This window comes from Rhodoferax sp. (genome assembly GCF_025354435.1).
In the GTDB taxonomy this organism is placed as follows: Bacteria; Pseudomonadota; Gammaproteobacteria; order Burkholderiales; family Burkholderiaceae_C; genus Rhodoferax_B.
Genome location: NZ_JANXMU010000055.1, coordinates 1 through 20,513 on the forward strand (window position 1 = coordinate 1; position 20,513 = coordinate 20,513).

General features: G+C 64.9%; 26 protein-coding genes and 1 pseudogene. 18 read left to right on the forward strand and 9 right to left on the reverse strand.

All coding sequences use genetic code 11. From position 1 onward, the window contains the following. The 4 genes from Q0T48_RS14670 to Q0T48_RS14685 all read left to right on the forward strand — a co-directional run. The coding region (locus Q0T48_RS14670; protein WP_295957462.1) for a PLP-dependent aminotransferase family protein at nucleotides 1–665 on the forward strand (665 nt) is incomplete at its 5' end. Beyond that, the gene (locus Q0T48_RS14675) at nucleotides 665–1,597 is read left to right on the forward strand and encodes a PhzF family phenazine biosynthesis protein (protein WP_295957463.1); all 933 of its coding nucleotides are present in this window, start codon (nucleotides 665–667) and stop codon (nucleotides 1,595–1,597) included. The genes Q0T48_RS14670 and Q0T48_RS14675, both read left to right, overlap by 1 nt. A gap of 116 nt (nucleotides 1,598–1,713) precedes the next feature. Further along, nucleotides 1,714–2,022: a DUF1232 domain-containing protein gene (locus Q0T48_RS14680; RefSeq protein ID WP_295957464.1), complete on the forward strand. Its 309-nt coding sequence runs from the start codon at nucleotides 1,714–1,716 to the stop codon at nucleotides 2,020–2,022. A 151-nt stretch (nucleotides 2,023–2,173) separates the two neighbouring features. Further along, nucleotides 2,174–2,380 (forward strand): hypothetical protein, encoded by a 207-nt coding sequence (locus Q0T48_RS14685; protein ID WP_295957466.1) that lies wholly within the window; start codon nucleotides 2,174–2,176, stop codon nucleotides 2,378–2,380. On the opposite strand, the gene Q0T48_RS14690 is transcribed toward Q0T48_RS14685, so the two are convergent. After that, nucleotides 2,377–3,285, reverse strand: a complete 909-nt coding sequence (locus Q0T48_RS14690) for a LysR family transcriptional regulator (protein WP_295957468.1) — start codon at nucleotides 3,283–3,285, stop codon at nucleotides 2,377–2,379. The genes Q0T48_RS14685 and Q0T48_RS14690 overlap by 4 nt on opposite strands. 110 nt (nucleotides 3,286–3,395) lie before the next feature. Between Q0T48_RS14690 and Q0T48_RS14695 the strand changes: the two genes are divergently transcribed. Then, on the forward strand, nucleotides 3,396–4,274 hold the full coding sequence (locus Q0T48_RS14695) for an MBL fold metallo-hydrolase (protein WP_295957470.1): 879 nt from the start codon (nucleotides 3,396–3,398) through the stop codon (nucleotides 4,272–4,274). Nucleotides 4,275–4,353: 79 nt separating this feature from the next. Here Q0T48_RS14695 and Q0T48_RS14700 read toward each other — a convergent pair whose 3' ends face one another. The 5 genes from Q0T48_RS14700 to Q0T48_RS14720 form a co-directional block, all read right to left on the reverse strand. Next, entirely contained in the window at nucleotides 4,354–5,151 is a 798-nt protein-coding gene (locus tag Q0T48_RS14700; RefSeq protein WP_295957472.1) for an NRDE family protein, read from the reverse strand. A gap of 23 nt (nucleotides 5,152–5,174) precedes the next feature. Continuing rightward, nucleotides 5,175–5,567 (reverse strand): DUF805 domain-containing protein, encoded by a 393-nt coding sequence (locus tag Q0T48_RS14705; RefSeq protein ID WP_295957473.1) that lies wholly within the window; start codon nucleotides 5,565–5,567, stop codon nucleotides 5,175–5,177. Nucleotides 5,568–5,713: 146 nt separating this feature from the next. Next, nucleotides 5,714–6,061, reverse strand: a complete 348-nt coding sequence (gene fdxA / locus Q0T48_RS14710; protein WP_295957475.1) for a ferredoxin FdxA — start codon at nucleotides 6,059–6,061, stop codon at nucleotides 5,714–5,716. 7 nt (nucleotides 6,062–6,068) lie between these two features. Then, on the reverse strand, nucleotides 6,069–6,344 hold the full coding sequence (locus Q0T48_RS14715; protein WP_295957477.1) for a cupin domain-containing protein: 276 nt from the start codon (nucleotides 6,342–6,344) through the stop codon (nucleotides 6,069–6,071). Nucleotides 6,345–6,444: 100 nt separating this feature from the next. Further along, nucleotides 6,445–6,888 (reverse strand): universal stress protein, encoded by a 444-nt coding sequence (locus tag Q0T48_RS14720; protein ID WP_295957479.1) that lies wholly within the window; start codon nucleotides 6,886–6,888, stop codon nucleotides 6,445–6,447. 102 nt (nucleotides 6,889–6,990) lie between these two features. Between Q0T48_RS14720 and Q0T48_RS14725 the strand changes: the two genes are divergently transcribed. The 9 genes from Q0T48_RS14725 to Q0T48_RS14765 all read left to right on the forward strand — a co-directional run bounded on the left by Q0T48_RS14725 (nucleotide 6,991) and on the right by Q0T48_RS14765 (nucleotide 14,694). Then, nucleotides 6,991–9,237 (forward strand): cation-translocating P-type ATPase, encoded by a 2,247-nt coding sequence (locus tag Q0T48_RS14725; RefSeq protein ID WP_295957481.1) that lies wholly within the window; start codon nucleotides 6,991–6,993, stop codon nucleotides 9,235–9,237. Between the two features lie 83 nt (nucleotides 9,238–9,320). Next, complete coding sequence (gene ccoS / locus Q0T48_RS14730; protein ID WP_295957483.1) at nucleotides 9,321–9,458, forward strand: cbb3-type cytochrome oxidase assembly protein CcoS; 138 nt, start codon at nucleotides 9,321–9,323, stop codon at nucleotides 9,456–9,458. A gap of 62 nt (nucleotides 9,459–9,520) precedes the next feature. Continuing rightward, nucleotides 9,521–10,969: a cytochrome-c oxidase, cbb3-type subunit I gene (gene ccoN, locus Q0T48_RS14735; protein WP_295957506.1), complete on the forward strand. Its 1,449-nt coding sequence runs from the start codon at nucleotides 9,521–9,523 to the stop codon at nucleotides 10,967–10,969. 9 nt (nucleotides 10,970–10,978) lie between these two features. Further along, nucleotides 10,979–11,668, forward strand: a complete 690-nt coding sequence (gene ccoO / locus Q0T48_RS14740; RefSeq protein WP_295957484.1) for a cytochrome-c oxidase, cbb3-type subunit II — start codon at nucleotides 10,979–10,981, stop codon at nucleotides 11,666–11,668. A 15-nt stretch (nucleotides 11,669–11,683) separates the two neighbouring features. Then, a complete protein-coding gene (locus tag Q0T48_RS14745; protein ID WP_295957486.1) occupies nucleotides 11,684–11,821 on the forward strand; it encodes a CcoQ/FixQ family Cbb3-type cytochrome c oxidase assembly chaperone in 138 nt (45 codons plus the stop codon). Nucleotides 11,822–11,836: 15 nt separating this feature from the next. Then, nucleotides 11,837–12,745: a cytochrome-c oxidase, cbb3-type subunit III gene (gene ccoP, locus Q0T48_RS14750; RefSeq protein WP_295957488.1), complete on the forward strand. Its 909-nt coding sequence runs from the start codon at nucleotides 11,837–11,839 to the stop codon at nucleotides 12,743–12,745. 3 nt (nucleotides 12,746–12,748) lie between these two features. Next, on the forward strand, nucleotides 12,749–14,164 hold the full coding sequence (ccoG, locus tag Q0T48_RS14755; protein ID WP_295957489.1) for a cytochrome c oxidase accessory protein CcoG: 1,416 nt from the start codon (nucleotides 12,749–12,751) through the stop codon (nucleotides 14,162–14,164). Between the two features lie 11 nt (nucleotides 14,165–14,175). Next, entirely contained in the window at nucleotides 14,176–14,433 is a 258-nt protein-coding gene (locus Q0T48_RS14760) for a FixH family protein (RefSeq protein ID WP_295957491.1), read from the forward strand. 9 nt (nucleotides 14,434–14,442) lie between these two features. Further along, the gene (locus tag Q0T48_RS14765) at nucleotides 14,443–14,694 is read left to right on the forward strand and encodes a hypothetical protein (RefSeq protein ID WP_295957493.1); all 252 of its coding nucleotides are present in this window, start codon (nucleotides 14,443–14,445) and stop codon (nucleotides 14,692–14,694) included. On the opposite strand, the gene fnr is transcribed toward Q0T48_RS14765, so the two are convergent. Then, nucleotides 14,672–15,391, reverse strand: a complete 720-nt coding sequence (gene fnr / locus Q0T48_RS14770) for a fumarate/nitrate reduction transcriptional regulator Fnr (protein ID WP_295957494.1) — start codon at nucleotides 15,389–15,391, stop codon at nucleotides 14,672–14,674. The genes Q0T48_RS14765 and fnr overlap by 23 nt on opposite strands. Nucleotides 15,392–15,517: 126 nt before the next feature. Between fnr and hemN the strand changes: the two genes are divergently transcribed. Together hemN and Q0T48_RS14780 are read left to right on the forward strand one after the other, a co-directional pair. Further along, nucleotides 15,518–16,894 (forward strand): oxygen-independent coproporphyrinogen III oxidase, encoded by a 1,377-nt coding sequence (hemN, locus tag Q0T48_RS14775; protein WP_295957496.1) that lies wholly within the window; start codon nucleotides 15,518–15,520, stop codon nucleotides 16,892–16,894. A gap of 169 nt (nucleotides 16,895–17,063) precedes the next feature. Next, nucleotides 17,064–17,741 carry a sulfite exporter TauE/SafE family protein gene (locus Q0T48_RS14780; protein WP_295957498.1) on the forward strand — a complete coding sequence of 226 codons (678 nt, stop codon included), beginning with the start codon at nucleotides 17,064–17,066 and terminating at the stop codon, nucleotides 17,739–17,741. A 1-nt stretch (nucleotide 17,742) separates the two neighbouring features. On the opposite strand, the gene Q0T48_RS14785 is transcribed toward Q0T48_RS14780, so the two are convergent. Further along, nucleotides 17,743–18,492, reverse strand: coding sequence for an AAA family ATPase (locus Q0T48_RS14785; RefSeq protein ID WP_295957501.1), 750 nt, complete (start codon nucleotides 18,490–18,492; stop codon nucleotides 17,743–17,745). Between the two features lie 41 nt (nucleotides 18,493–18,533). Between Q0T48_RS14785 and Q0T48_RS14790 the strand changes: the two genes are divergently transcribed. Then, nucleotides 18,534–19,352: a creatininase family protein gene (locus tag Q0T48_RS14790; RefSeq protein WP_295957502.1), complete on the forward strand. Its 819-nt coding sequence runs from the start codon at nucleotides 18,534–18,536 to the stop codon at nucleotides 19,350–19,352. Between the two features lie 242 nt (nucleotides 19,353–19,594). Here Q0T48_RS14790 and Q0T48_RS14795 read toward each other — a convergent pair whose 3' ends face one another. Then, the gene (locus Q0T48_RS14795) at nucleotides 19,595–20,227 is read right to left on the reverse strand and encodes a LysE family transporter (protein ID WP_295957504.1); all 633 of its coding nucleotides are present in this window, start codon (nucleotides 20,225–20,227) and stop codon (nucleotides 19,595–19,597) included. Between the two features lie 127 nt (nucleotides 20,228–20,354). On the opposite strand from Q0T48_RS14795, the pseudogene Q0T48_RS14800 reads away from it, so the two are divergent. Continuing rightward, a pseudogene (locus tag Q0T48_RS14800) lies at nucleotides 20,355–20,513 on the forward strand (IS5/IS1182 family transposase); the annotation flags it as partial.

Sequence of the window (20,513 nt, forward strand, 5' to 3'; positions counted from 1 at the left end):
CCAACTTCCAGAACCCCACGGGCCGCACCATGCCCGAAGCCCGCCGCGCTGCGCTGATCGAGCGTGCCGAGCGCCTGGGCCTGCCGCTGGTAGAAGACAACCCCTACGGCGACCTGTGGTTTGACACGCCGCCGCCCGCGCCGCTGACGGGCAGCAACCCCGAGGGCTGCATCTACATGGGCTCGTTCTCCAAGGTGCTGGCCCCCGGCCTGCGCCTGGGCTATGTGATCGCCCCCAAGGCCATTAGCCCGAAGCTGCTGCAAGCCAAGCAGGCCGCCGACCTGCACAGCCCCAGCTTCAACCAGCGCATGGTGGTGGCGGTGATGCAAGACAACTTCCTGGCCCGCCACGTGCCCACCATCCGCACGCTGTACAAGGCCCAGCGCGATGCCATGCTGGCCGCACTGCAGCGCGAAATGCCTGCGGGCGTAAGCTGGAACACCCCCGATGGCGGCATGTTCCTGTGGGCCCGCCTGCCCGAAGGCGTGCACGCCGTAGACCTGCTGCCCAAGGCGGTGGAGCAGGGCGTGGCCTTTGTGCCCGGCAGCGCCTTCTACGCCGACAACGCCGACCCGCGCACCATCCGCCTGTCGTTCGTCACCGCCAGCGTGGAGCAGATCAACATCGGCATCAAGGCGCTGGCAGAAGCCATCAAAGCCCTGTGATGCAAACCACCCGCCCTTTCCAGCAAGTCGACGTTTTCACCCCCACCCCCTACCAGGGCAACCCGCTGGCGGTGGTGCTGGATGGCGCGGGCTTGAGCGACGCGCAGATGCAGCGTTTTGCCAACTGGACCCACTTGTCGGAAACCACGTTTCTGCTGCCGCCCACCGACGCAGGCCGGAAGGCGGGGGCGGATTACCGGGTGCGCATCTTCGACCCGAAAAGCGAGCTGCGCTTTGCCGGCCACCCCACCCTGGGCAGTTGCCACGCCTGGCTGCAGGCGGGCGGGCAGCCGCGTGCGGCCAGGATGGTAGTGCAGGAATGCGCGGTGGGGCTGGTGCCGATCCGCCGAGAAAATGACAAATTGCTGTTCGCCGCCCCGCCGCTGAAACGCAGCGCACCCAGCGCCATGGTGCTGGCCCAGGTGGCCGCCGCGCTGGGCCTGAAGCCGCGCGACGTGGTGGCTGCACAGATGCTGGACAACGGCCTGCCCTGGCTGGGTATCTTGCTCGACAGCCCGCAAACCGTGCTGCAACTGGCCCCTGACCACCTGGCGCTGAAGAACACTGGCCTGGTGGTCGGCGTGGCCGGGCTCTATCCGCAAGACGAGGCCCCCCAACTCATCGCCCGCTCCAGCCGCGAAGCCCGCGCCTTTGGCCGCAGCGTGCCGGTGGAGGCCAGCCCCGAGCCCCACATGGAAGTGCGCGCCTTCGCTGCGGCCGTGGACGTTCTCGAAGACCCCGTGACCGGCAGCCTGAACGCCAGCCTGGCCCAGTGGCTGATTGCCGACGGCTATGCGCCCGAGCAGTACCTGGTGAGCCAGGGCACCTGCCTAAACCGCGCGGGCCGGGTGCACATCGAGCGCGATGCGCAAGGGCAGGTGTGGGTGGGTGGCGCGTCCGTCACCTGCATCAACGGCAGCGTGCTGCTTTAAGAGCATGCCCTAAGACATTTGCTTTCAAAAAATCGTCATCCCCCAGCCCCGTCCGGCGTTATGGTCCCACCCGGCACATTCGCCGGATGTCACGGGGTTATTGGAAGGATGCCGATATGTGGAAACGTGTCTCGTTGGTCTGGTCTGTCGTCAAGGGCGATGCCCGCCTGCTGTGGTTCGCCTTGCAGCACCCGCAGTCGCCGCCGTGGCTCAAGTGGGGCACGGCCAGCATCGTGCTGTACCTGCTGTCGCCGATTGACCTGATCCCCGACTTCATCCCGGTGGCTGGGCTGTTGGACGACCTGGTACTGGTGCCGCTGGCCATGGGCTGGCTGCTGAAGAAGCTGCCCCGCCACATCTTTGACGACATCACCCGCCGCGCCCAGGGCCACGCGCAGAGTGCCAGCGACGTGGTGCAGCACTGACGCAGCATCTTGCCACTATCAACTTGATAGCAGCTTGCGTTTATGCGGAAAACACGGGGGGCTGATTCAAGGCCCAATTGCAGCACTGCAACGCAATTAAGGGAAAACCCTCATACTAGGGTTAACTCTTTATTACATTGCAGAGGCCCGCATGATCGCTACCCCCTTCTCCCTGGCAGGCCCTTCGGCTCCCACCACCTCTACCGCCGCTTCCAACACCCCCCTCCGCGCAGCCAGCCCGGTACCTGCGCAGCCCGGCAAAGAGCCCTTTACCTGGATGACCGCGCTGAACCGCGCCAGCCTGTGGTTCAGCCAGTCCCGCACCACCTGGGCTACCGCGGGCCACACGCTGAGCTAAACCCCAGGCTGGTCCCACGGCGGCTCGGGCGGGAAACGCTCAGCCAGAAAGTCCAGCATGGCCCGCAGCGCTGCCGACATGTTCTTGCGCGAGGCGTAGACGGCGTAGATACCCAAATCGCGCTGCTGCACCGCAGGCAACAGCGCCACCAGTTGCCCCGTTTGCACCAGCGGCGCGGCCATGAAGGTGGGCAGCAAAACCACGCCCACACCGGCCACGGCGGCTTGCAGCAGCGAGGTGGACTCGTTGGCACTGAGGTTGCCGCCCACCGCCACCGACGATGGCTGGCCGTCCAGCGCAAAATTCCACAGCGTTTTACCGTAGTACGAGTGCGTCAGGCAGTTGTGCAGACCCAGGTCTTCCATGCGCCGGATGGGCGGGTGCGCGCGCAGGTAGTCGGGTGCGGCGCAGACCATGGAACGGCACACCGTGAGCCGCCGGGCAGTCAGGTTCGGGTCAAGTTCATGGCTGATGCGCACCGCCAGGTCGATGCGCTCCTCCACCAGGTTCACGGCGCGGTCCAGCAGCACCAAGTCCACCGACACGGCCGGATAGCGCTTCACAAAGTCGGCCAACGCCGCCGCCAATTGCATCTGGCCGAAGGACGTGCTGACCGTGATGCGCAACAGCCCCTGGGGCATGGTCTCGGGCACCGCCACCGCCGACTGCATGTCGGTCGTCAGTGCCAGCACCGCGCGGCAGCGCTGCAGGGTTTCGCTGCCCGCCGGGGTGACGCTGAGCTTGCGGGTGGTGCGGTGCAGCAGGCGCGCCCCGGTCCAACCCTCCAGCTCGGCGATATAGCGCGACACCACCGGGCGCGACAGGCCCAGCGTGTCGGCGGCAGCCGTCTGGCTGCCCGCGTCCACCACGGCCACAAACACCTGCATCGCCTTCAAAGTATCCATACTATTCGACCAATTTTAGAAACAAATTAGGGCGAATTTTAGGGTTTTTCTTATCAATAAACACAATTAATATTCCATCCATCGCAACACACCTCTGTTTGGAAAACCCCATGACCACCCGCTCTACCGCCGCCCGCTGGGCCCTTACCGCCATCGCTGCCGCCACCCTGGCCGCCCCTGCCCTGGCCGCAGGCCCGCTCAAGCTGGATGTCTACAACCCGGGCCATGAGGCCATCTTCCCCGTTTCGTCGGTGCTGGTCACCGGCGACAAAGACGCGGTGCTGATCGACGCGCAGTTCGGCGCTTCGCAAGCCGCCCAGGTGGTGGAGAAAATCCGCGCCAGCGGCAAGAACCTGACCACCATCTATATCAGCCACGGCGACCCGGACTTCTACTTCGGCCTGGAAACCCTCCACAAGGCCTTCCCCGCCGCCAAGATCGTGGCCACCGCGCACACCGTGCAACACATCAAAGAGAGCGCCGCAGGCAAGCTGGCCTACTGGGGCCCCATCCTCAAGACCGACGCGCCCAGCGCCACCCTGCTGCCCGAAGTGCTGGCTGGCCACACGCTGACGCTGGAAGGCAAAAAGCTGGAGATCAAGGGCGATGCGCAACCCGACCGCAGCTTTGTGTGGATTCCGTCGCTGAAAGCGGTGGTAGGCGGTATTCCGCTGGCCAACAACCTGCACGTGTGGATGGCCGACACCCAGACCCCTGCGTCCCACACCGGCTGGCTGGCCACGCTGACCCAGATCCAGAAGCTCAAGCCCCAGGTGGTCGTGCCGGGCCACTATCTGGAAGGCCCCTCCACGTCGCTGAACGCCCCCCAGTACACCGCGGACTACATCAAAGCCTTTGACAAGCAGACCGCCAAAGCCAAAGACTCGGCAGAACTGATCGAGGCCATGAAAAAGGAATTCCCTACGGCTGGCGAAGTGAGCTCGCTGGAGCTCAGCGCCAAGGTGGCCAAGGGCGAAATGAAATGGTGACTATCAGCGGCTGAATCCGGCCGTTTACTACAAAATAAATAGCTACTAGCGCAGGTGGAATAAGCGCCAGTGGCTCTTTTTATGTAAATCCGTCCAAGGCCAAACGCACGGTGCCGGTGGGCTCCAGCACCCCACCCGCGCCAAAGCTGCGCTCAATGATCTGCACCCGGTCCCGCGCATGGTGGACCAGGGTGCTGGCCCGGGTGCCGTAGTGCGGCGTGCAGATGAAGGCGGCAGACAAGGTGCGTTCCAGCGCCAGGCTGACCCCGGTGGCGGGCAGTTCGGCATCGTTGGCCATGCGGGTGTCGGCCAGCAGCGGCCATAGCGTGGCCTCCAGCGCCGGGGCAATGGTGGGCGACGCGGCCGCCTGGTGGGTATGCAGCGCGCTGACCAAGCCGCTGCGCAGCCGCACCAGCTTGGGCCAGGGGGTATTGAAGTCAGCATTCGACACCGCCCACACGCCGGGTGCAGGCTGGAAGTGCCGCTTCTGGCGGCTCTCGAACGCAACCAACAGCTGGCCATCGAACAGCAAGAGGTTGAAGCCATTGAAGGCATCCGAAGTCTCGGCCAATTCCTGCGCAAAATCGTCCGCACCCAGGCCGCTGTGCAAAAACGCCGTGACGATACCGCCGCGCGACGGCGCATCCGCACGCATGGCCGCCGGGTCGCGCACATTGGTCAGCGCCGCCAGCCGCCCATTGGGCCGGTGCAAGCCCATCCAGGTGCCGCCGCCCTGCAAATCCTGCCCGGCCACGGTGTGGCCGTCGGCCCAGACCTGCAGCGCCGTGGTGGGCCGGGCATACAACTCATCGCGGTTGGCGGCGATGGTCAGCGGCGCGCGGGCATCGGGCTGCCACTGGAAAGCGAGGAGGCACATACAGCACTAGGTGGGCGGGGGCCTCAGGTCAGCGAAAACCGCTCGCCCGGCAAGGCATCCTTGGGATTGGGCCCAAACCGGTTGCTGCCGGGCTGGCTGTCGCGCACACTGAACACCAGCAGCACGAGGGCACCCACGATGGGGACCAGCGCGATCAGCAGCCACCAGCCACTGCGGTCCACATCGTGCAGCCGCCGCACCGCCACGCCCAGCGAGGGCAGCAGCATGCCGATGCTGAAAATGCCCCCCAGCACACCCATGCCCACATGCCGGTTGTACGAGCCCGCCAGCCCGTCGGCGATGCCCACCACCAGGGAGATCAGGCCGTAAAACAGAAAGAAATACCAGTATTCGCTGCGTTGCGCGCGCCCCGAAAAGACGGCGTATTTCTTCAAAGCTTCGACAAACCAGTCCATCGTTTTCTCCCGCTAGCACGTGGCGAAATGCCTGTCGGAATTATGGTCGCCTTGGGGACAGTTTCTTTGTGACGCATTACCTAAAACCGGGGCTTTATGCTATTAAAACCATAACTACCTATGCAGGCATCGTCAGCGCTGGCTGGCTATTCGGCCTGTAAATCCGGTAGCACGAGCAGGTGTACCTTCGCCGCCACATCGCGCCATGCGGCGTGGTCGGGCAAGGGCGGCTGCACGCGGCGGATGGGCGGCCAGTGCCCGCTCTTGGCCAGGCGGGCATTGAGCGCAATGTAGGGGCGCTGCGCCTCGGTGGCATCAGCGGCGTTGACGATGGCGTTGACCGGGCATTCGGGCACACACACCGAGCAGTCGATGCAGCCGTCGGGGTCGATCACCAGAAAGTTCGGCCCGGCCACAAAGCAGTCCATCGGGCACACGGCCACGCAGTCGGTGTATTTGCACTGGATGCAGGGTTCAGTGACGATGAAAGGCATGGCCCGATTATTTCAGCTCGATCTCCACAAACACAAACTCGTAGCTGTTGGCATTGGTGACGTTGTGCGCCACCCCGGCCGGGCGGGTGTACGACAGCCCGGCGGTCAGCTGCACCTCGCGCACGCCGCCGGGCTCTTCCAGGCGCAGCACGCCGGTGGTCAGCGGCACCACGATGTAGTCCATGGCGTGCACGTGGAAGCCGGTGTCGGCCCCGGGCGCAAACCGCCATTCGGTGACGGTGGTGCGGTCGTTGTCGATCTGGACGGTAGGGATGGCGTGCATGGTGGGGCGCAAGGGTAGTGGGCTCCTGCATTTATAGCAGCTTGTGCAAGCAGAGTAAGCACCAGCGGGCTAAACCGCTCTAACAGCTTCTGCGTGGAACTCAGCGCAAAATCAGCACCGGCGTGTGCGAATGCGTCAGCACGTGCTGGGTCTCGCTGCCCAGCAGCAGGCGCGTGATGCCCTTGCGGCCATGGGAGGCCATGACGATCAGGTCCGCGTCGTACTTGGTGGCGGCGGAGATGATGCCCTCGGCCACCAGATCGGACTGCACCACCACGGCCTCGGCGTTCACCCCCTTGTCCAGTGCAGCAGCCTTGTAGGCATTCACCACCAGCTGGCCGTCATCAATCCACTGCTGCTCAATGCGGGCCGAGTCGTCCATGCTGACCGGGATGGAGCCTTCAAAATAGGTGCGGGCGTAGCGTGGCACCACCTTGAGGATGACCAACTTGGCCCCCGTGAGCGCAGCCAGGTCAACGCCACTGGTGACGGCCTTGTGGGACAGTTCGGACCCATCGGTGGCGACAAGAATGCTGGTGTACATGGTGATCTCCTGGAGTTGGTCCTGTCAGATTAGTCCCATTTATAGGCTTTGGCGTTGATCTGCGTCAAATGCGGCGCTGTCCTACAGCGATAGGCTTGCCCCATGTCTGCCACCCTTTCGCTTCCCCACCCCATAGCCCCAGTCTGGCTGGACGACCCGGCGGAGTGGGCGGCGTTTACCCAGCCGTCGGCGCAATGGCCTGCCTGCCAGGAATCGCAGTTGCTGGTCGAGGGCATGCACTGCGCAGCCTGCGCGTTGTCGGTAGAGCAGGCCTTGCGCGCCGTGCCGGGCGTGCGGCTGGCCGAGGTGGGCGCGGCATCGCACCGGGCGCGGGTGGTCTGGTCGGCGGCGCACACCCAGCCCTCGGCTTGGCTGGCGGCGGTGAAGCGTGCGGGGTACCACGCCATTCCCGCGTTGGATGCCCCCGAGCGCGCGCGCCGCCAGGCAGAGCAGCGCCGGGCCCTGTGGCGCTGGCTGGTGGCGGGCTTTTGCATGCTGCAGGTAATGATGTACGCCCTGCCCGCCTACGTGGCCGGGCCGGGCGAAATGACCGACGACATGGCGCAGCTGATGCGCTGGGCCTCGTGGGTGCTGACGCTGCCGGTGCTGGTGTTTTCCTGCGGACCGTTCTTTGCCAACGCCTGGCGCGACATACGCCAGCGCCGCGTCAGCATGGACCTGCCCGCCGCCCTGGGGATGGCGGTGACCTTTGCCGTCAGCAGCGCGGCCACCTTCGACCCGCAGGGCGTGCTGGGCCACGAGGTCTACTTCGATTCACTGACCATGTTCGTGTTCTTTTTGCTCACCGGCCGCTGGCTGGAGCTGCGCCTGCGCGACCGCACTGCCGGCGCTTTGGAGGTGCTGATCAGCCGCCTGCCCAATAGCGTGGAACGCTGGAATGGCAAAGCATTCGTGCGCGTGGCCGTGCGGCGCTTGCAGGTAGGTGACCACCTGCGTGTGCTGCCGGGCGAGGCCTTCCCCGCCGACGGCACCGTGCTGCAAGGCCGCACCCAGGTGGACGAGGCGCTGCTGACCGGCGAATCTACCCCGCTGGGCCGCGCGGTGGGCGAGCCGGTGCTGGCCGGGAGCTACAACCTCACGGCACCGGTGGAGCTACATGTGGACCGCCTGGGCGACAGCACACGCTTTGCTCAGATCGTGGCGCTCATGGCCCAGGCCGCCAGCCAGAAGCCCCGGCTGGCAAGGTTGGCCGACCGGGTGGCGCGGCCCTTTTTGCTGGGCGTGCTGCTGGCGGCGGCGCTGGCGGGCGTGCTGTGGTGGCCGTCTGGCCCCGGCCATGCGCTGATGGTGGTGGTGGCGGTGCTGGTGGTGACCTGCCCGTGCGCACTGTCGCTGGCCACCCCGGCGGCGCTGTTGGCCGCGGCGGGCCGCTTGGCCCAATCGGGCGTGCTGGTGCGCCGCCTGCAGGCACTGGAGAACCTGGCGCAGGTGGACACCGTGGTGTTCGACAAGACCGGCACGCTGACCCAAGGCGGGATGGCGGTAGTCGCCATCCGCACCCGGGGCAGCATGCCGCCCGCCGTGGCGCTGGGGCTGGCCGCCGGGCTGGCCGGACAGTCGCTGCACCCGGCATCGCGCGCCATCGTGGCCGCCGCCCAGGCCCATGAGGTGGTGCCGGAGCAACTGCGCCAGGTGGAAGAAGTGGTGGGCCAAGGCATGCGCGGGAGGGATGCCTTGGGGCGTGTGGTTTTGGGGTCTGCCACATGGTGCAGCGTGCCCGCTGGCTTCGAGGTGGACGAGACGGTGCGGCAGGTCTACCTGGGCGACGGGTTGGGCTGGTTGGCCACCTTTGACCTATCCGAGGACGTGCGGCCCGACGCGCTACAGGCCATCCAGGCGCTGCAGGCCGCTGGCGTGCAGGTGGAGTTGCTATCGGGCGACCAGGCCAGCGCCGCATTGCGGGTGGCTGCCCAGGTCGGTATCACCGTAGCGCGCGGCGGCTGCACGCCCCAGGACAAGCTGCTGCACCTGCAGGCCTTGCAACGCCAGGGCCGCCATGTGGCGATGGTGGGCGATGGCCTGAACGACGGCCCGGTGTTGGCCGCCGCCCACGTGTCCTTCGCCTTCGGCCAGGCCGTGCCGCTGGCGCAGCGGCAGGCGGATCTGGTCGTTACCGGCGATGCGCTGGGCCGGGTGCCGCAGACGCTGCTCATGGCCCGGCGCACGCTGCGGGTGGTGCGGCAAAACCTGGCCTGGGCTGCCACCTACAACGCGGTGTGCGTGCCGCTGGCGCTGGCCGGTTGGCTGCCCGCGTGGCTGGCCGGGCTGGGCATGGCGCTGAGTTCTTTGCTGGTGGTGCTGAACGCCGCCAGATTGTCACGGGGTTGAATTTATATGAAATATGCCTCTAGCGCATGTTCTGCCTGCGCAAGCAGCTGCGAAAAATATAGCAATTGTTTAGGAGCCTGTAGATGGACATCCTGTACCTGCTGATCCCCCTGTCGGTTGTCTTGGTGCTGCTGATCCTGGGCGGCCTGTGGTGGGCCGTTTTTCAGGGCCAGTTTGAATCTGTCGAGCAAGAAGGCGAGCGCATTTTGCACAACGATTGACCTGCATCAAGGTGCGCAGCGGCCATCGCTTCGACACTGCCATGAACACAACCGAGGTGACCATGGCTTATATACATACCCAAACCGATCCCCCCGAGGTCTACAGCGACACGGTGGTGCGGCAGTTCTCCCTGATGGCCGTGGTATGGGGCGTGGTGGGCATGCTGGTGGGGGTGGTCATTGCCTCGCAACTGGCCTGGCCGGAGCTGAACTTTGGTATCCCCTGGCTCAGCTACGGGCGGCTGCGGCCCCTGCACACCAATGCGGTGATTTTTGCGTTTGGCGGCTGCGCGCTGATGGCCACCAGCTTCTTTGTAGTGCAGCGCACCTGCCAGGTCCGTCTGTTCTGCCCGCGCCTGGCCTCGTTCGTGTTTTGGGGCTGGCAGGCGGTAATTGTGGCCGCCGCCATCAGCCTGCCCATGGGCTACACCACCGGCAAGGAATACGCCGAGCTGGAATGGCCCATCGACATTCTGATCACACTGGTGTGGGTGTCGTATGCCATCGTGTTCTTTGGCACGATCGGTCGCCGACGCGTGAAACATATCTACGTGGCTAATTGGTTCTACGGGGCCTTCATCATCGCCGTGGCCTTGCTGCACGTGGTGAACAGCGCTGAGGTGCCTGCGGGCTGGATGAAGTCTTACTCGGCCTATGCCGGGGTGCAGGACGCGATGGTCGAGTGGTGGTACGGCCACAACGCCGTGGGCTTCTTTTTAACCGCCGGATTTTTGGGAATGATGTACTACTTCATCCCCAAGCAGGCCGAGCGGCCGGTGTACTCGTACCGCCTGTCCATCGTCCACTTCTGGGCGCTGATCTTCACCTATATGTGGGCCGGTCCGCACCACCTGCACTACACCGCGCTGCCCGACTGGACGCAGTCGCTGGGTATGGTGTTTTCGCTGATTTTGCTGGCCCCCAGCTGGGGCGGCATGATCAACGGCGTGATGACGCTCTCAGGTGCCTGGCACAAGCTGCGCGACGACCCGATCCTGCGCTTCCTCATCGTTTCCTTGTCCTTCTACGGCATGAGCACCTTCGAGGGCCCGATGATGGCCATCAAGACTGTCAACGCGCTCAGCCACTACACCGACTGGACCATTGGCCACGTGCATTCCGGCGCTTTGGGCTGGGTGGGCCTGGTGTCCATGGGATCGCTCTACCACCTGATTCCGCGCATGTTTGGCGGTAAGAAAATGCACAGCGTGCCCGCCATCGAGCTGCACTTCTGGATGGCTACCGTCGGCGTTGTGCTCTACATCGCCGCCATGTGGATTGCCGGTGTGATGCAGGGCCTGATGTGGGGCGCGGTGAACACCGACGGCACACTGACCTACACCTTTGTGGAAAGCGTCAAGGCCACCTATCCGTTTTATGTGGTGCGCGTGATGGGCGGCTTGCTGTACTTCAGCGGCATGCTGGTGATGGCCTGGAACGTGTGGATGACGGTCACCCGGGGTCGTTCAGTGCTGGTGCCTGTGCCCACTTTTCAAATGGCCCACGCCTGAAAGAACCCCATGGCTGACAAAAAGAAACCCATTGCGTTTTTCTCGCACGAAAAGATCGAGACCAACAACTTTTTGATGATCGTGCTGATCCTGCTGGTAGTCGCCGTGGGCGGGCTGGTGGAGATCGTGCCGCTGTTCTTCCAGAAGTCCACCACCGCGCCGGTCACCGGCCTCAAGCCCTACAGCCCGCTGCAACTGATGGGGCGCGACGTGTACCTGCGCGAGGGATGCTACGGCTGCCATTCGCAGATGATCCGCCCGTTCCGCGCCGAGACGCTGCGCTACGGCCACTACTCGGTCGCTGGTGAATTTGTCTACGACCACCCGTTCCAGTGGGGCAGCAAGCGCACCGGGCCCGACCTGCAGCGTGTGGGCGGCAAGTACAGCGACGAATGGCACCGCATCCATCTGCACAACCCGCGCGACGTAGTGCCCGAGTCCAACATGCCCAGCTACGCCTGGCTGGAAACCGCCCTGGTGGACCCCACCGAGGTGGCACCGCGCATGCGAGCCCTGCGCACCGTAGGTGTGCCCTACACCGACGCCGAAATTGCCGGTGGTGCGGCTGCGGTGAAGGACAAGACCGAGCAGGACGCGCTCATCGCCTATCTGCAGGTGCTGGGCCGGGCCCTGACCGACCAGCTGGCGGCCAAAGCCGCCGAGAACGTGCCTCCCGCACCCCCTGCTCCAGCCCCCTGAACCTGAAAGCCCCCCATGGACGTCACCACCTTGCGCATCGCCGCCACCGTTTGCAGCTTCATCACCTTTATCGGGATCATGGTGTGGGCGTTTTCGCGCCACAACAAGGCGCAGTTTGACGACGCAGCGCAGTTGCCCTTTTTGCAGGACTGACCCGGAAGGATTTGTATGAGCGATTTCACCAGCAACTTCTGGTCGGTTTTTATCAGTGCGGTGTCGGCGGTCAGCATCGCCGCCTGCCTGCTCCTGCTGTGGGTCACGGCCCGCAAAAAGGTGCCATTCCAGAGCGACAACACCACCGGCCATGTGTGGGACCATGATCTGCGCGAGATGAACAACCCGCTGCCGCTGTGGTGGGTGGGCCTGTTCATCCTGACGGTGCTGTTTGGCGTGGGCTACCTGGTGGCCTACCCCGGCCTAGGCAGCTATGCGGGCACGCTGGGCTGGACCCAGGTGGGCGAGTACAACGCCGAAGTGGCACAGGCCAACCGCGAGCTGGAGCCGCTGTACGCCCAGTTCACCGCCCTGCCACCTGAGAAGCTGGCCGGTAACGCCCAAGCGATGGCCGTGGGCGAGCGCCTGTTCATGAACAATTGTGCTCAGTGCCACGGCTCGGACGCACGCGGTAGCAAGGGCTTTCCCAACCTGACCGACGGCGACTGGCTGCACGGCGGCACACCCGACAAAATCCTGGAAACCATCACCCATGGCCGTACCGGCGTGATGCCGCCCATGGCCGCCGCCGTGGGCACACCCGACGATGTGAAGAACGTGGCCAACTACGTGCTCAGCCTGTCGGCCAGCCCGAACGATTCGCTGCGCGCCGCCCTGGGCAAGTCCAAGTTCTCGGTGTGCGCGGCCTGCCACGGCGTGGGCGGCAAGGGCAACCAGGCCATCGGTGCGCCCAATCTGTCGGACGACATCTGGCTGCATGGCTGGGGCGAGGCGGCCATCATCGCCATGGTCAACAACGGCAAAATCAACCAGATGCCCGCCCAGCACGACAAGTTGACCGAGGCGCAGATCCATGTGTTGGCCAGTTACGTGTGGGGTTTGTCGAACAAGCCGACACCGTAGGCCATGCGTAAAACCATCCCCATCACCGCCGTACCCGCCGATAGCGAGCTGGTGTCGCTGTACGCGGCCCAGCCCAAGATCTATCCGCGCTCGGTGCAGGGCCTGTTTGCCCGCTGGCGCTGGGGCATGGTGTTCCTGACCCAACTGGTGTTTTACGGCCTGCCGTGGCTGCAGTACGGCGAGCGCCAGGCGGTGCTGCTAGACCTGGCGGCACGGCGGTTTTACCTGTTTGGCCTGGTGCTGTACCCGCAGGATTTCATCTACCTGACGGGCCTGCTGGTGGTGTCGGCCCTGTCGCTGTTTTTATTCACCGCCGTAGCCGGGCGGCTGTGGTGCGGCTTTACCTGCCCGCAGACGGTGTACAGCGAGATTTTCATGTGGATAGAGCGCCGCATCGAGGGCGACCGGGGTGCCCGCATGCGCCTGGACGGCGCCCCCCTGTCGGCCCACAAGATCGGCAAAAAGTGGGCCAAGCACGCGGTGTGGATGCTGCTGTCGCTGTGGACAGGCTTTACCTTTGTGTCGTACTTCACGCCCACCCAGGAGCTGCTGCAGGAGTCGCTGCACCTCAACTTTGGCTCGTGGGAGGTCTTTTGGGCCCTGTTTTACAGCGCGGCCACCTACGGCAATGCGGGCTTCATGCGCGAGCAGGTGTGCAAGTACATGTGCCCCTACGCCCGCTTCCAGAGCGCCATGTTCGACAAGGACACGCTCATCGTCAGCTACGACACAAACCGGGGCGAGCCGCGCGGTGCCCGCTCGCGCAAGGCCGACCCGGTAACGCTGGGCCTGGGATCGTGTGTGGACTGCACCCTGTGCGTGCAGGTCTGCCCCACCGGTATCGACATCCGCCAGGGCCTGCAGTACGAGTGCATCAACTGTGCCGCCTGCGTGGACGTGTGCGACGGGGTGATGGACAAAATGGGCTATGCCCCGGGCCTGATCCGCTTTGCCACCCAGAATGGCATTACTGGGGGCTGGACAGCCCGCCAGATGCTGCGCCGGGTGCTGCGGCCCCGGGTACTGATCTACACCGTGCTGCTGTGGACCCTGATCCTATGCCTGGGGGTGAGCCTGGCGATGCGCACGCCGCTGAAAGTAGATGTGGTGCGCGACCGCGCCGCCTTGTCACGCATTGTGGCCGGGGGCCAGCTGGAGAACGTCTACCGCCTGCAGGTGATGAACGCCACCGAGTCGCCCCAGCGCTACACCCTCTCGGCCCACGGGCTGGACGGGCTGGTGCTGGCATCCGAGACCGAGGTGGAGGTGGGTGCCGTGCAGTCGCGCTGGGTGGCGGTGCGCCTGCACATCCCCTATGGCTCGGCCACGCCGGGTTCGCACCCAGTGGTGTTCGACATCGCCAGTGCCGATGGCAAAGACCGCGTATCCGAGAAGTCCACGTTCATTGTCCCTAGATAAGGAGATAAGCCATGTCTGAAAAAACTTCGCAACCCTGGTGGAAATACGGCCACGTGTGGCTGGTCATCTCCGGCCCGCTGATCGTGGTGGTGGCCGCGCTGGTCACCGCCTGGCTGGCCTTCACCCGGCAAGACCCGGTGCTGGCACAAGACTACTACCGCCAGGGCCTGGAGATCAACAAAACTCTGGCCTTGCAGGGCTCGCTGGCCCCAGCCGAGCTGGGCCGCAACCACGCCGCCACGCCCCCCGGCGCGGTGCGGCAGAAGTAGGCGGGCAGCATGGCAGTGCAACGCATCACCAGTGTGCTGTGGTCGGGCTTTTTGGGGGCTTGCTTGCTAGAAGGCCTGGTGTTTGCCGTGGTCGATCCGCTGGCGCTGCACTGGCTTGGCCAGCCACTAGATCTGTCGCGCCAAGGCGTGTACAGCCTGGCATTTTTTGCGTTCTGGGCGGTGGCGGCGCTGGTCAGCAGCCTGACGCTGCTGGTGGGCCAGCCGGGTGGCCGTGCGTCTATAGACAGGGTTGAAGATTGACAATGCGCTTCAAAGCCTCGGTGTCCAGGATGCGGATATGGCGCTGTTTGACCTCCACCATCCCGTCCTCGGCAAACTTGCTGAAGGTGCGGCTCACCGTCTCCAGCTTCAGCCCCAGGTAGCTGCCGATTTCTTCGCGCGTCATGCGCAGCACCAGTTCCAGCGGCGAAAAGCCGCGCGCATGCAGGCGCTGCACCAGGTTCAGCAAAAAGGCCGCCAGCCGCTCCTCGGCCCGCATGCTGCCCAGCAGCAGCATCACGCCGTGCTCGCGCACGATTTCGCGGCTCATGATCTTGTGCACATGGCGCTGCAAGGCGTTGACCTCGCGCGACAGCTCTTCGATGCGGTCAAACGGCATCTCGCAGACCTCGGCATCTTCTAGCGCCACCGCGTCGCAGGTGTGCTGGTCGTTGACGATGCCGTCCAGCCCGATGATCTCGCCCGCCATCTGGAAACCCGTGACCTGGTCGCGCCCGTCTTCGGTGGTGATGGAGGTTTTGAAAAACCCGGTGCGGATGGCGTACAGCGCGGTAAACGCCTCGCCATTACGGAACAACGTGGTCCCGCGTTTGACCTTGCGGCGCACCGCCACCAGGTCGTCGATGCGGTTCAACTCCTCCTGGTTCAGGCCCAGCGGCATGCACAGCTCCCGCAGATTGCAGTTCGAGCAGGCAACTTTGATGGCGATAGGGGTCATGCACATAGTATGGACTTTTTGTATGGGACTATTTTCGACACAACGATCTGCAAGGGTCTTGATCCAGGTCAAGGAAGGTAGGGGTTCTTCGCGGCACATTGCACAGATGCAACCAAAGCGCTTTTTATGACCCGTGTCTCCACCGAACTTCTGCAGCGTTTTGACGTACCGGGGCCGCGCTACACCTCCTACCCCACCGCCGACCGCTTCGTGGAAGCCTTCAGCGGCGAGGACTACGCCCGTGCCCTGCGCCTGCGCCGGGACACCGCCACCGCCCTGCCGCTGTCGCTGTACGTGCACATCCCGTTTTGCGAATCGCTGTGCTACTACTGCGCCTGCAACAAAATCATCACCAAACGCCACGAGCGCGGCACGGCCTACCTGCAGTACCTGGAGCGCGAGATGCTGCTGCACACCGCCCAACTCGGCCCGGGCCGGGTGGTCAGCCAGTTGCACCTGGGTGGCGGCAGCCCCACGTTTTTGAGCGATGCCGAGTTGGCCCAGCTGATGGCCCTGCTGCGCCGCCACTTCAGCCTGGCACCGGGCGGCGAATACGCCATCGAGGTCGATCCGCGCACCGTGGATGCCAGACGGCTGGCGGCCCTGGCGGCCCTGGGCTTCAACCGACTGAGCTTTGGCGTGCAGGACTTCGATGCCGATGTGCAAAAGGCCGTGCACCGCGTGCAACCCGCACAGCAGGTGTTCGACCTGGTGGCCGAAGCCCGTCGCCTGGGTTTTGAATCCATCAACACCGACCTGATCTACGGCCTGCCGCGCCAAACGCCCACCTCGTTCGCCCGCACGCTGGAGCAGGTGGTGCAGCTGCGTCCCGACCGCATCGCCCTGTACGCCTATGCCCATTTGCCCGAGCGCTTCAAGCCGCAGCGCCGCATCCTCAACGCCGAGCTGCCCACCGGGGCCGCCAAGCTGGCCATGCTGTCGCAGGCGCTGGACGCGCTCATGGGCGCGGGCTACGTCTACGTGGGCATGGACCATTTCGCCTTGCCCAACGACGCGCTGGCCGTGGCCAAGCGCCAGGGGCGGCTGCACCGCAACTTCCAGGGCTACAGCACCCAGCCCGACTGCGACCTGATCGGCCTGGGCGTGTCGGCCATTGGCCGCATCGGCCCCACCTACAGCCAGAACGCCAAGACCCTGGAGGCCTACTGCGACATGATCGACCAGGGCCAGTTGCCCGTGGTGCGCGGCCTGGCCCTGGGCCGCGACGACCTGGTACGCCGCGCCACCATCATGGCCATCATGTGCCAGGGCATGGTGCAGTTTGAGTCCATCGAACTGGCCTACCTGGTGGACTTCAAAACCATGTTTGCCGCCGAGCTGCAGGCCCTGCAGCCCCTGGTGCAGGCGGGAATGGCCACGGTGGATGCCACCAGCATCCAGGTCACCGCCACCGGCTGGTTCTTCGTGCGCGCCGTGGCCATGGTGTTCGACCGCTACCTGCAAGCCGACCAGAACCGCGCCCGCTTCTCCCGGATCATCTAGCACACCCCCAGGCTGCAGTGCTTCGCATCTTTCTCCAACCCCCCTCGAATCGGTTTGTAAAAACCGATGCGACACGCAGGGGGCAACACCAGCAGCCTAGCAAAGCCAGTTCTGCGGTGTTTCTGGTGGGCGTGCGTTCTGGCTCCATGCGAGAGGGTAAATAATAACGATGCAGAACTCCCTGGCCTGGACCGCCCTGCTCATGGGCCTGGCCGGTGGCCCGCACTGCGCGGGCATGTGCGGCGCGGCCTGCACGGGCGTGGTACGGGTGGCTGGGGCCCGCCAGGGCATGTTGCAGTTGCAGGCCGGGCGCTTGCTGGGCTACACGCTGGCGGGTGCATTGGCCGCCGCCACCGTCAATACGCTCGCCTGGCTGACGGCCCCTGCCGCCGCGCTGCGCCCGGTGTGGACGCTGCTCCACGTAGCGGTGTTGGTGTGGGGCGGCATGCTGCTGGTGCTGGCGCGGCAACCGGTGTGGGTCGATGGCCTGGGCCGCAGCCTGTGGGCCAGTCTGCGGCCCCGCCTGGCGGGCCGGTCTTGGATGTTTATGGCCGGGGCCGCCTGGGCGCTGATGCCCTGCGGCCTGCTGTACTCGGCCCTGCTGGTCGCCTCGCTCAGCGGCGGCCCGCTGGATGGCGCACTGTGTATGGCCTTGTTTGCCTTGGGCAGCAGCATCACCCTGGTGGCCGGGCCCTGGCTGTGGCTGCGCCTGCAGGCTGGGCGCAGCCCCCAGCGAAAGGAATGGGGCATGCGGGTGGCGGGTGCGTCACTGGCGGGCGTGGCCGTGTGGGCTTTGCTGCACGACATGGACCCTCGGGTGTTGGCGTTCTGCCAAAGTATTTTTTAACTTAGGGTTGCAACACTACCCGCAGCATCCGCTCCCGGTCCAGCAAAAAATCCCGCGTCACCCGAAAGTGCTCGGTGTCTTCATAGGCGATGGGGGCCACGCCTTCCAGCCCGCAGTGGTAGATGCAGGCATCCGGGTAGGACATCAAGATAGGCGAATGCGTGGCGATAATGAACTGCGAGCCTTGCCGCACCAGCGCGTGCATGCGCGACAGGGCCGCCAGTTGCCGCTGCGGCGACAGGGCGGCTTCGGGCTCGTCCAACAGAAACAGGCTCTGACCGCCGAATCGCTCGTTCATCAGCGCCATGAACGACTCGCCATGCGATTGCTCGTGCAGCGAACGGCCACCGTAGTGCCCGATCACCGGCGGCCCGGCGGTAGGGTCTTCGTCCAGGTTTTCGATCTCGGTGGCCACGTTGAAAAAGCTCTCGGCCCGCAGAAAAAAGCCATCCCGTGGCCGCTTGAAGCCCTTGGCGATCCGCAGATAACTGTGCAGCTCCGAGTGCGACCGGCGCGTGCCAAACCGAAAATTCTTGCTGCCGCCTTCGGCGTTGAAGCCTAGCGACACGGCCATGGCCTCCAGCAGGGTGGACTTGCCGGAGCCGTTTTCGCCCACCAGGAAGGTCACCTTGGGGTGCATCTCCAGCCGGTCCAGCGTGCGCACGGCGGGCAGGTTGAACGGGTAGCGCTCGAACGAATCCACCTTGTCGCGCTGCAGGGTCACGTGGCTGACGTACTGGGAAGAAATCATGCCCAAGATGTTATGCGCTGCACGCTCCTAAAATCCCGGGCATGCACACTCCACCACGCTTCTGGGCCGACCTCACCACCCGCGACTTCGCGCAGCTCGACCCGGCCCGCACCGTGGCCGTGCTGCCCGTGGCCGCCACCGAGCAGCACGGCCCGCACCTGCCGCTGAGCGTGGACACCACCCTGGTCGATGGCGTGATTGCTGCCGCGCTGCCGTTGCTGCCGGTGGATGCCTCGGTGTTGGTGCTGCCCACCCAGCAGGTGGGCTTCAGCCCCGAGCATGTGCGCTTCCCCGGCACGCTCACCTTGTCGAGCGAAACCCTCATCCGGGTGTGGACCGAGCTGGGGGCCTGCGTGGCCCGCAGCGGGGTCAAAAAGCTGCTGATCTTCAATGCACACGGCGGCCAGGTCAGCCTGATGGACATCGTGGCCCGCACCCTGCGTACCGAGCACGACCTGCTGGTCTACAGCGCCAGCTGGTTCAACCTGCCGCTGGGCGACGCAAACGCATTGTTCAGCCCCGAAGAGCACCGCTTCGGCATCCACGCGGGCGACACAGAAACCTCCATGATGCTGGCCCTGCGCCCCCACACCGTACGCATGGAGCAGGCCCGCAATTTCCCATCCACCTCGCAAGACCGCGCAGCGAAGTACCCCATTTTGGGCAACGGCAAAAGCGCCAAGCTAGGCTGGCAAATGCAGGACTACAACCCCGCTGGCGCGGCAGGCAACGCGGCGGCCGCCACGGCAGAAAAAGGCCAGGCGCTGGTGACTGCCTCGGGCCAGCAACTGGCGCTGCTGCTGCAGGAGATGGCGGATTTACCGCTGTCCACGCTGGTGGATAGTCCGGATCTGGGTTAAATCAAGATTTTTACCTGTTTTTCAGGCATTAAATAGCCTGCCTGTGCTTATCCAGTCAGCGCAAGCAGCTCCTATTTTTGATATCAAAAACAGGAGTGAATGCGGCAGCGCTGCAGCCCGGCCCCTAGGCAGAACGCACGCCCTCCAGAAACACCGCAGAACCAGCTTTGCCAGGCTGCTGGTGTTGCCCCCTGCAAGGGGGTTGGCGAAAGATGCGAAGCACTGAAGCCTGGGGGTGAGCCCTATAACAAACCGTAGGCCAGCATGCCTGCCGTGCCCCACATCATCAGCGCCACCAGCCCGTCCAGCGCGCGCCACAGGGCGGGCGACTGCAGGCGTTGCCCCAGGAACAGTGCGCTCAGCCCCAGCCCCACAAACCACAGCACCGACCCGCTGGCCGCACCCAGCCCAAACACGGTGTTGCCCGGCGTGCCCCAGGCCAGCGAGGCCGTGCCGATCAGCACCAGCGTCTCTACCAGCGCATGCGGGTTCAGCCACGCCACCGCCAGCGCCGCGCCCACCGCCTGCTGGCGGCTCATGGTGACCACCGGCTCGCCCACGGCCTGGTGCGCCGCCGACCCGGCACGAAACCGGCCCCAGGCCTTCCAGCCGTAGAGCAGCAAAAACACCACGCCGCCGCAGACCATCACCGCCTGCACCCAGCGCGGCAACCCGCCCAGCTGCGACAGCCCCAGCACCCCCAGCGCAATCAGCGCCACGTCCGACGCAATGCTCACCGCCACCGTCAGCCCCACATGCTGACCACGCAGCCCCATGCGCAGCACATGGGCGTTTTGCGGGCCAATGGCCACGATCAGCGACAGGCTGAGCAGCAAACCGGCGGTGAATGCAGGGGCGAGGAAGAAGCTGGACATGGTGGGCTCTCGAAAAGGAATGCCCAGAGTGTCCAAGCTTTGCGCCATCACTTAAGGCAACGCTGAATAAGTCCCGACCTGGCGCGTGACTTGCATTGGTATTGTCATCCCTCACAAGGCGACAAAGATGAAGCAACACACCCTAGCCCTGGCCGCCGACCAAGAAGCGGGATTCGCCCAGCACCGCAAACCCACCCGGCGCGATGCGTTCCTGCAAACGATGGAGTCCATCGTCCCTTGGGCGGCGCTGTGCGCAGTCATCGAGCCGCACTACCCCAAGGCTGGT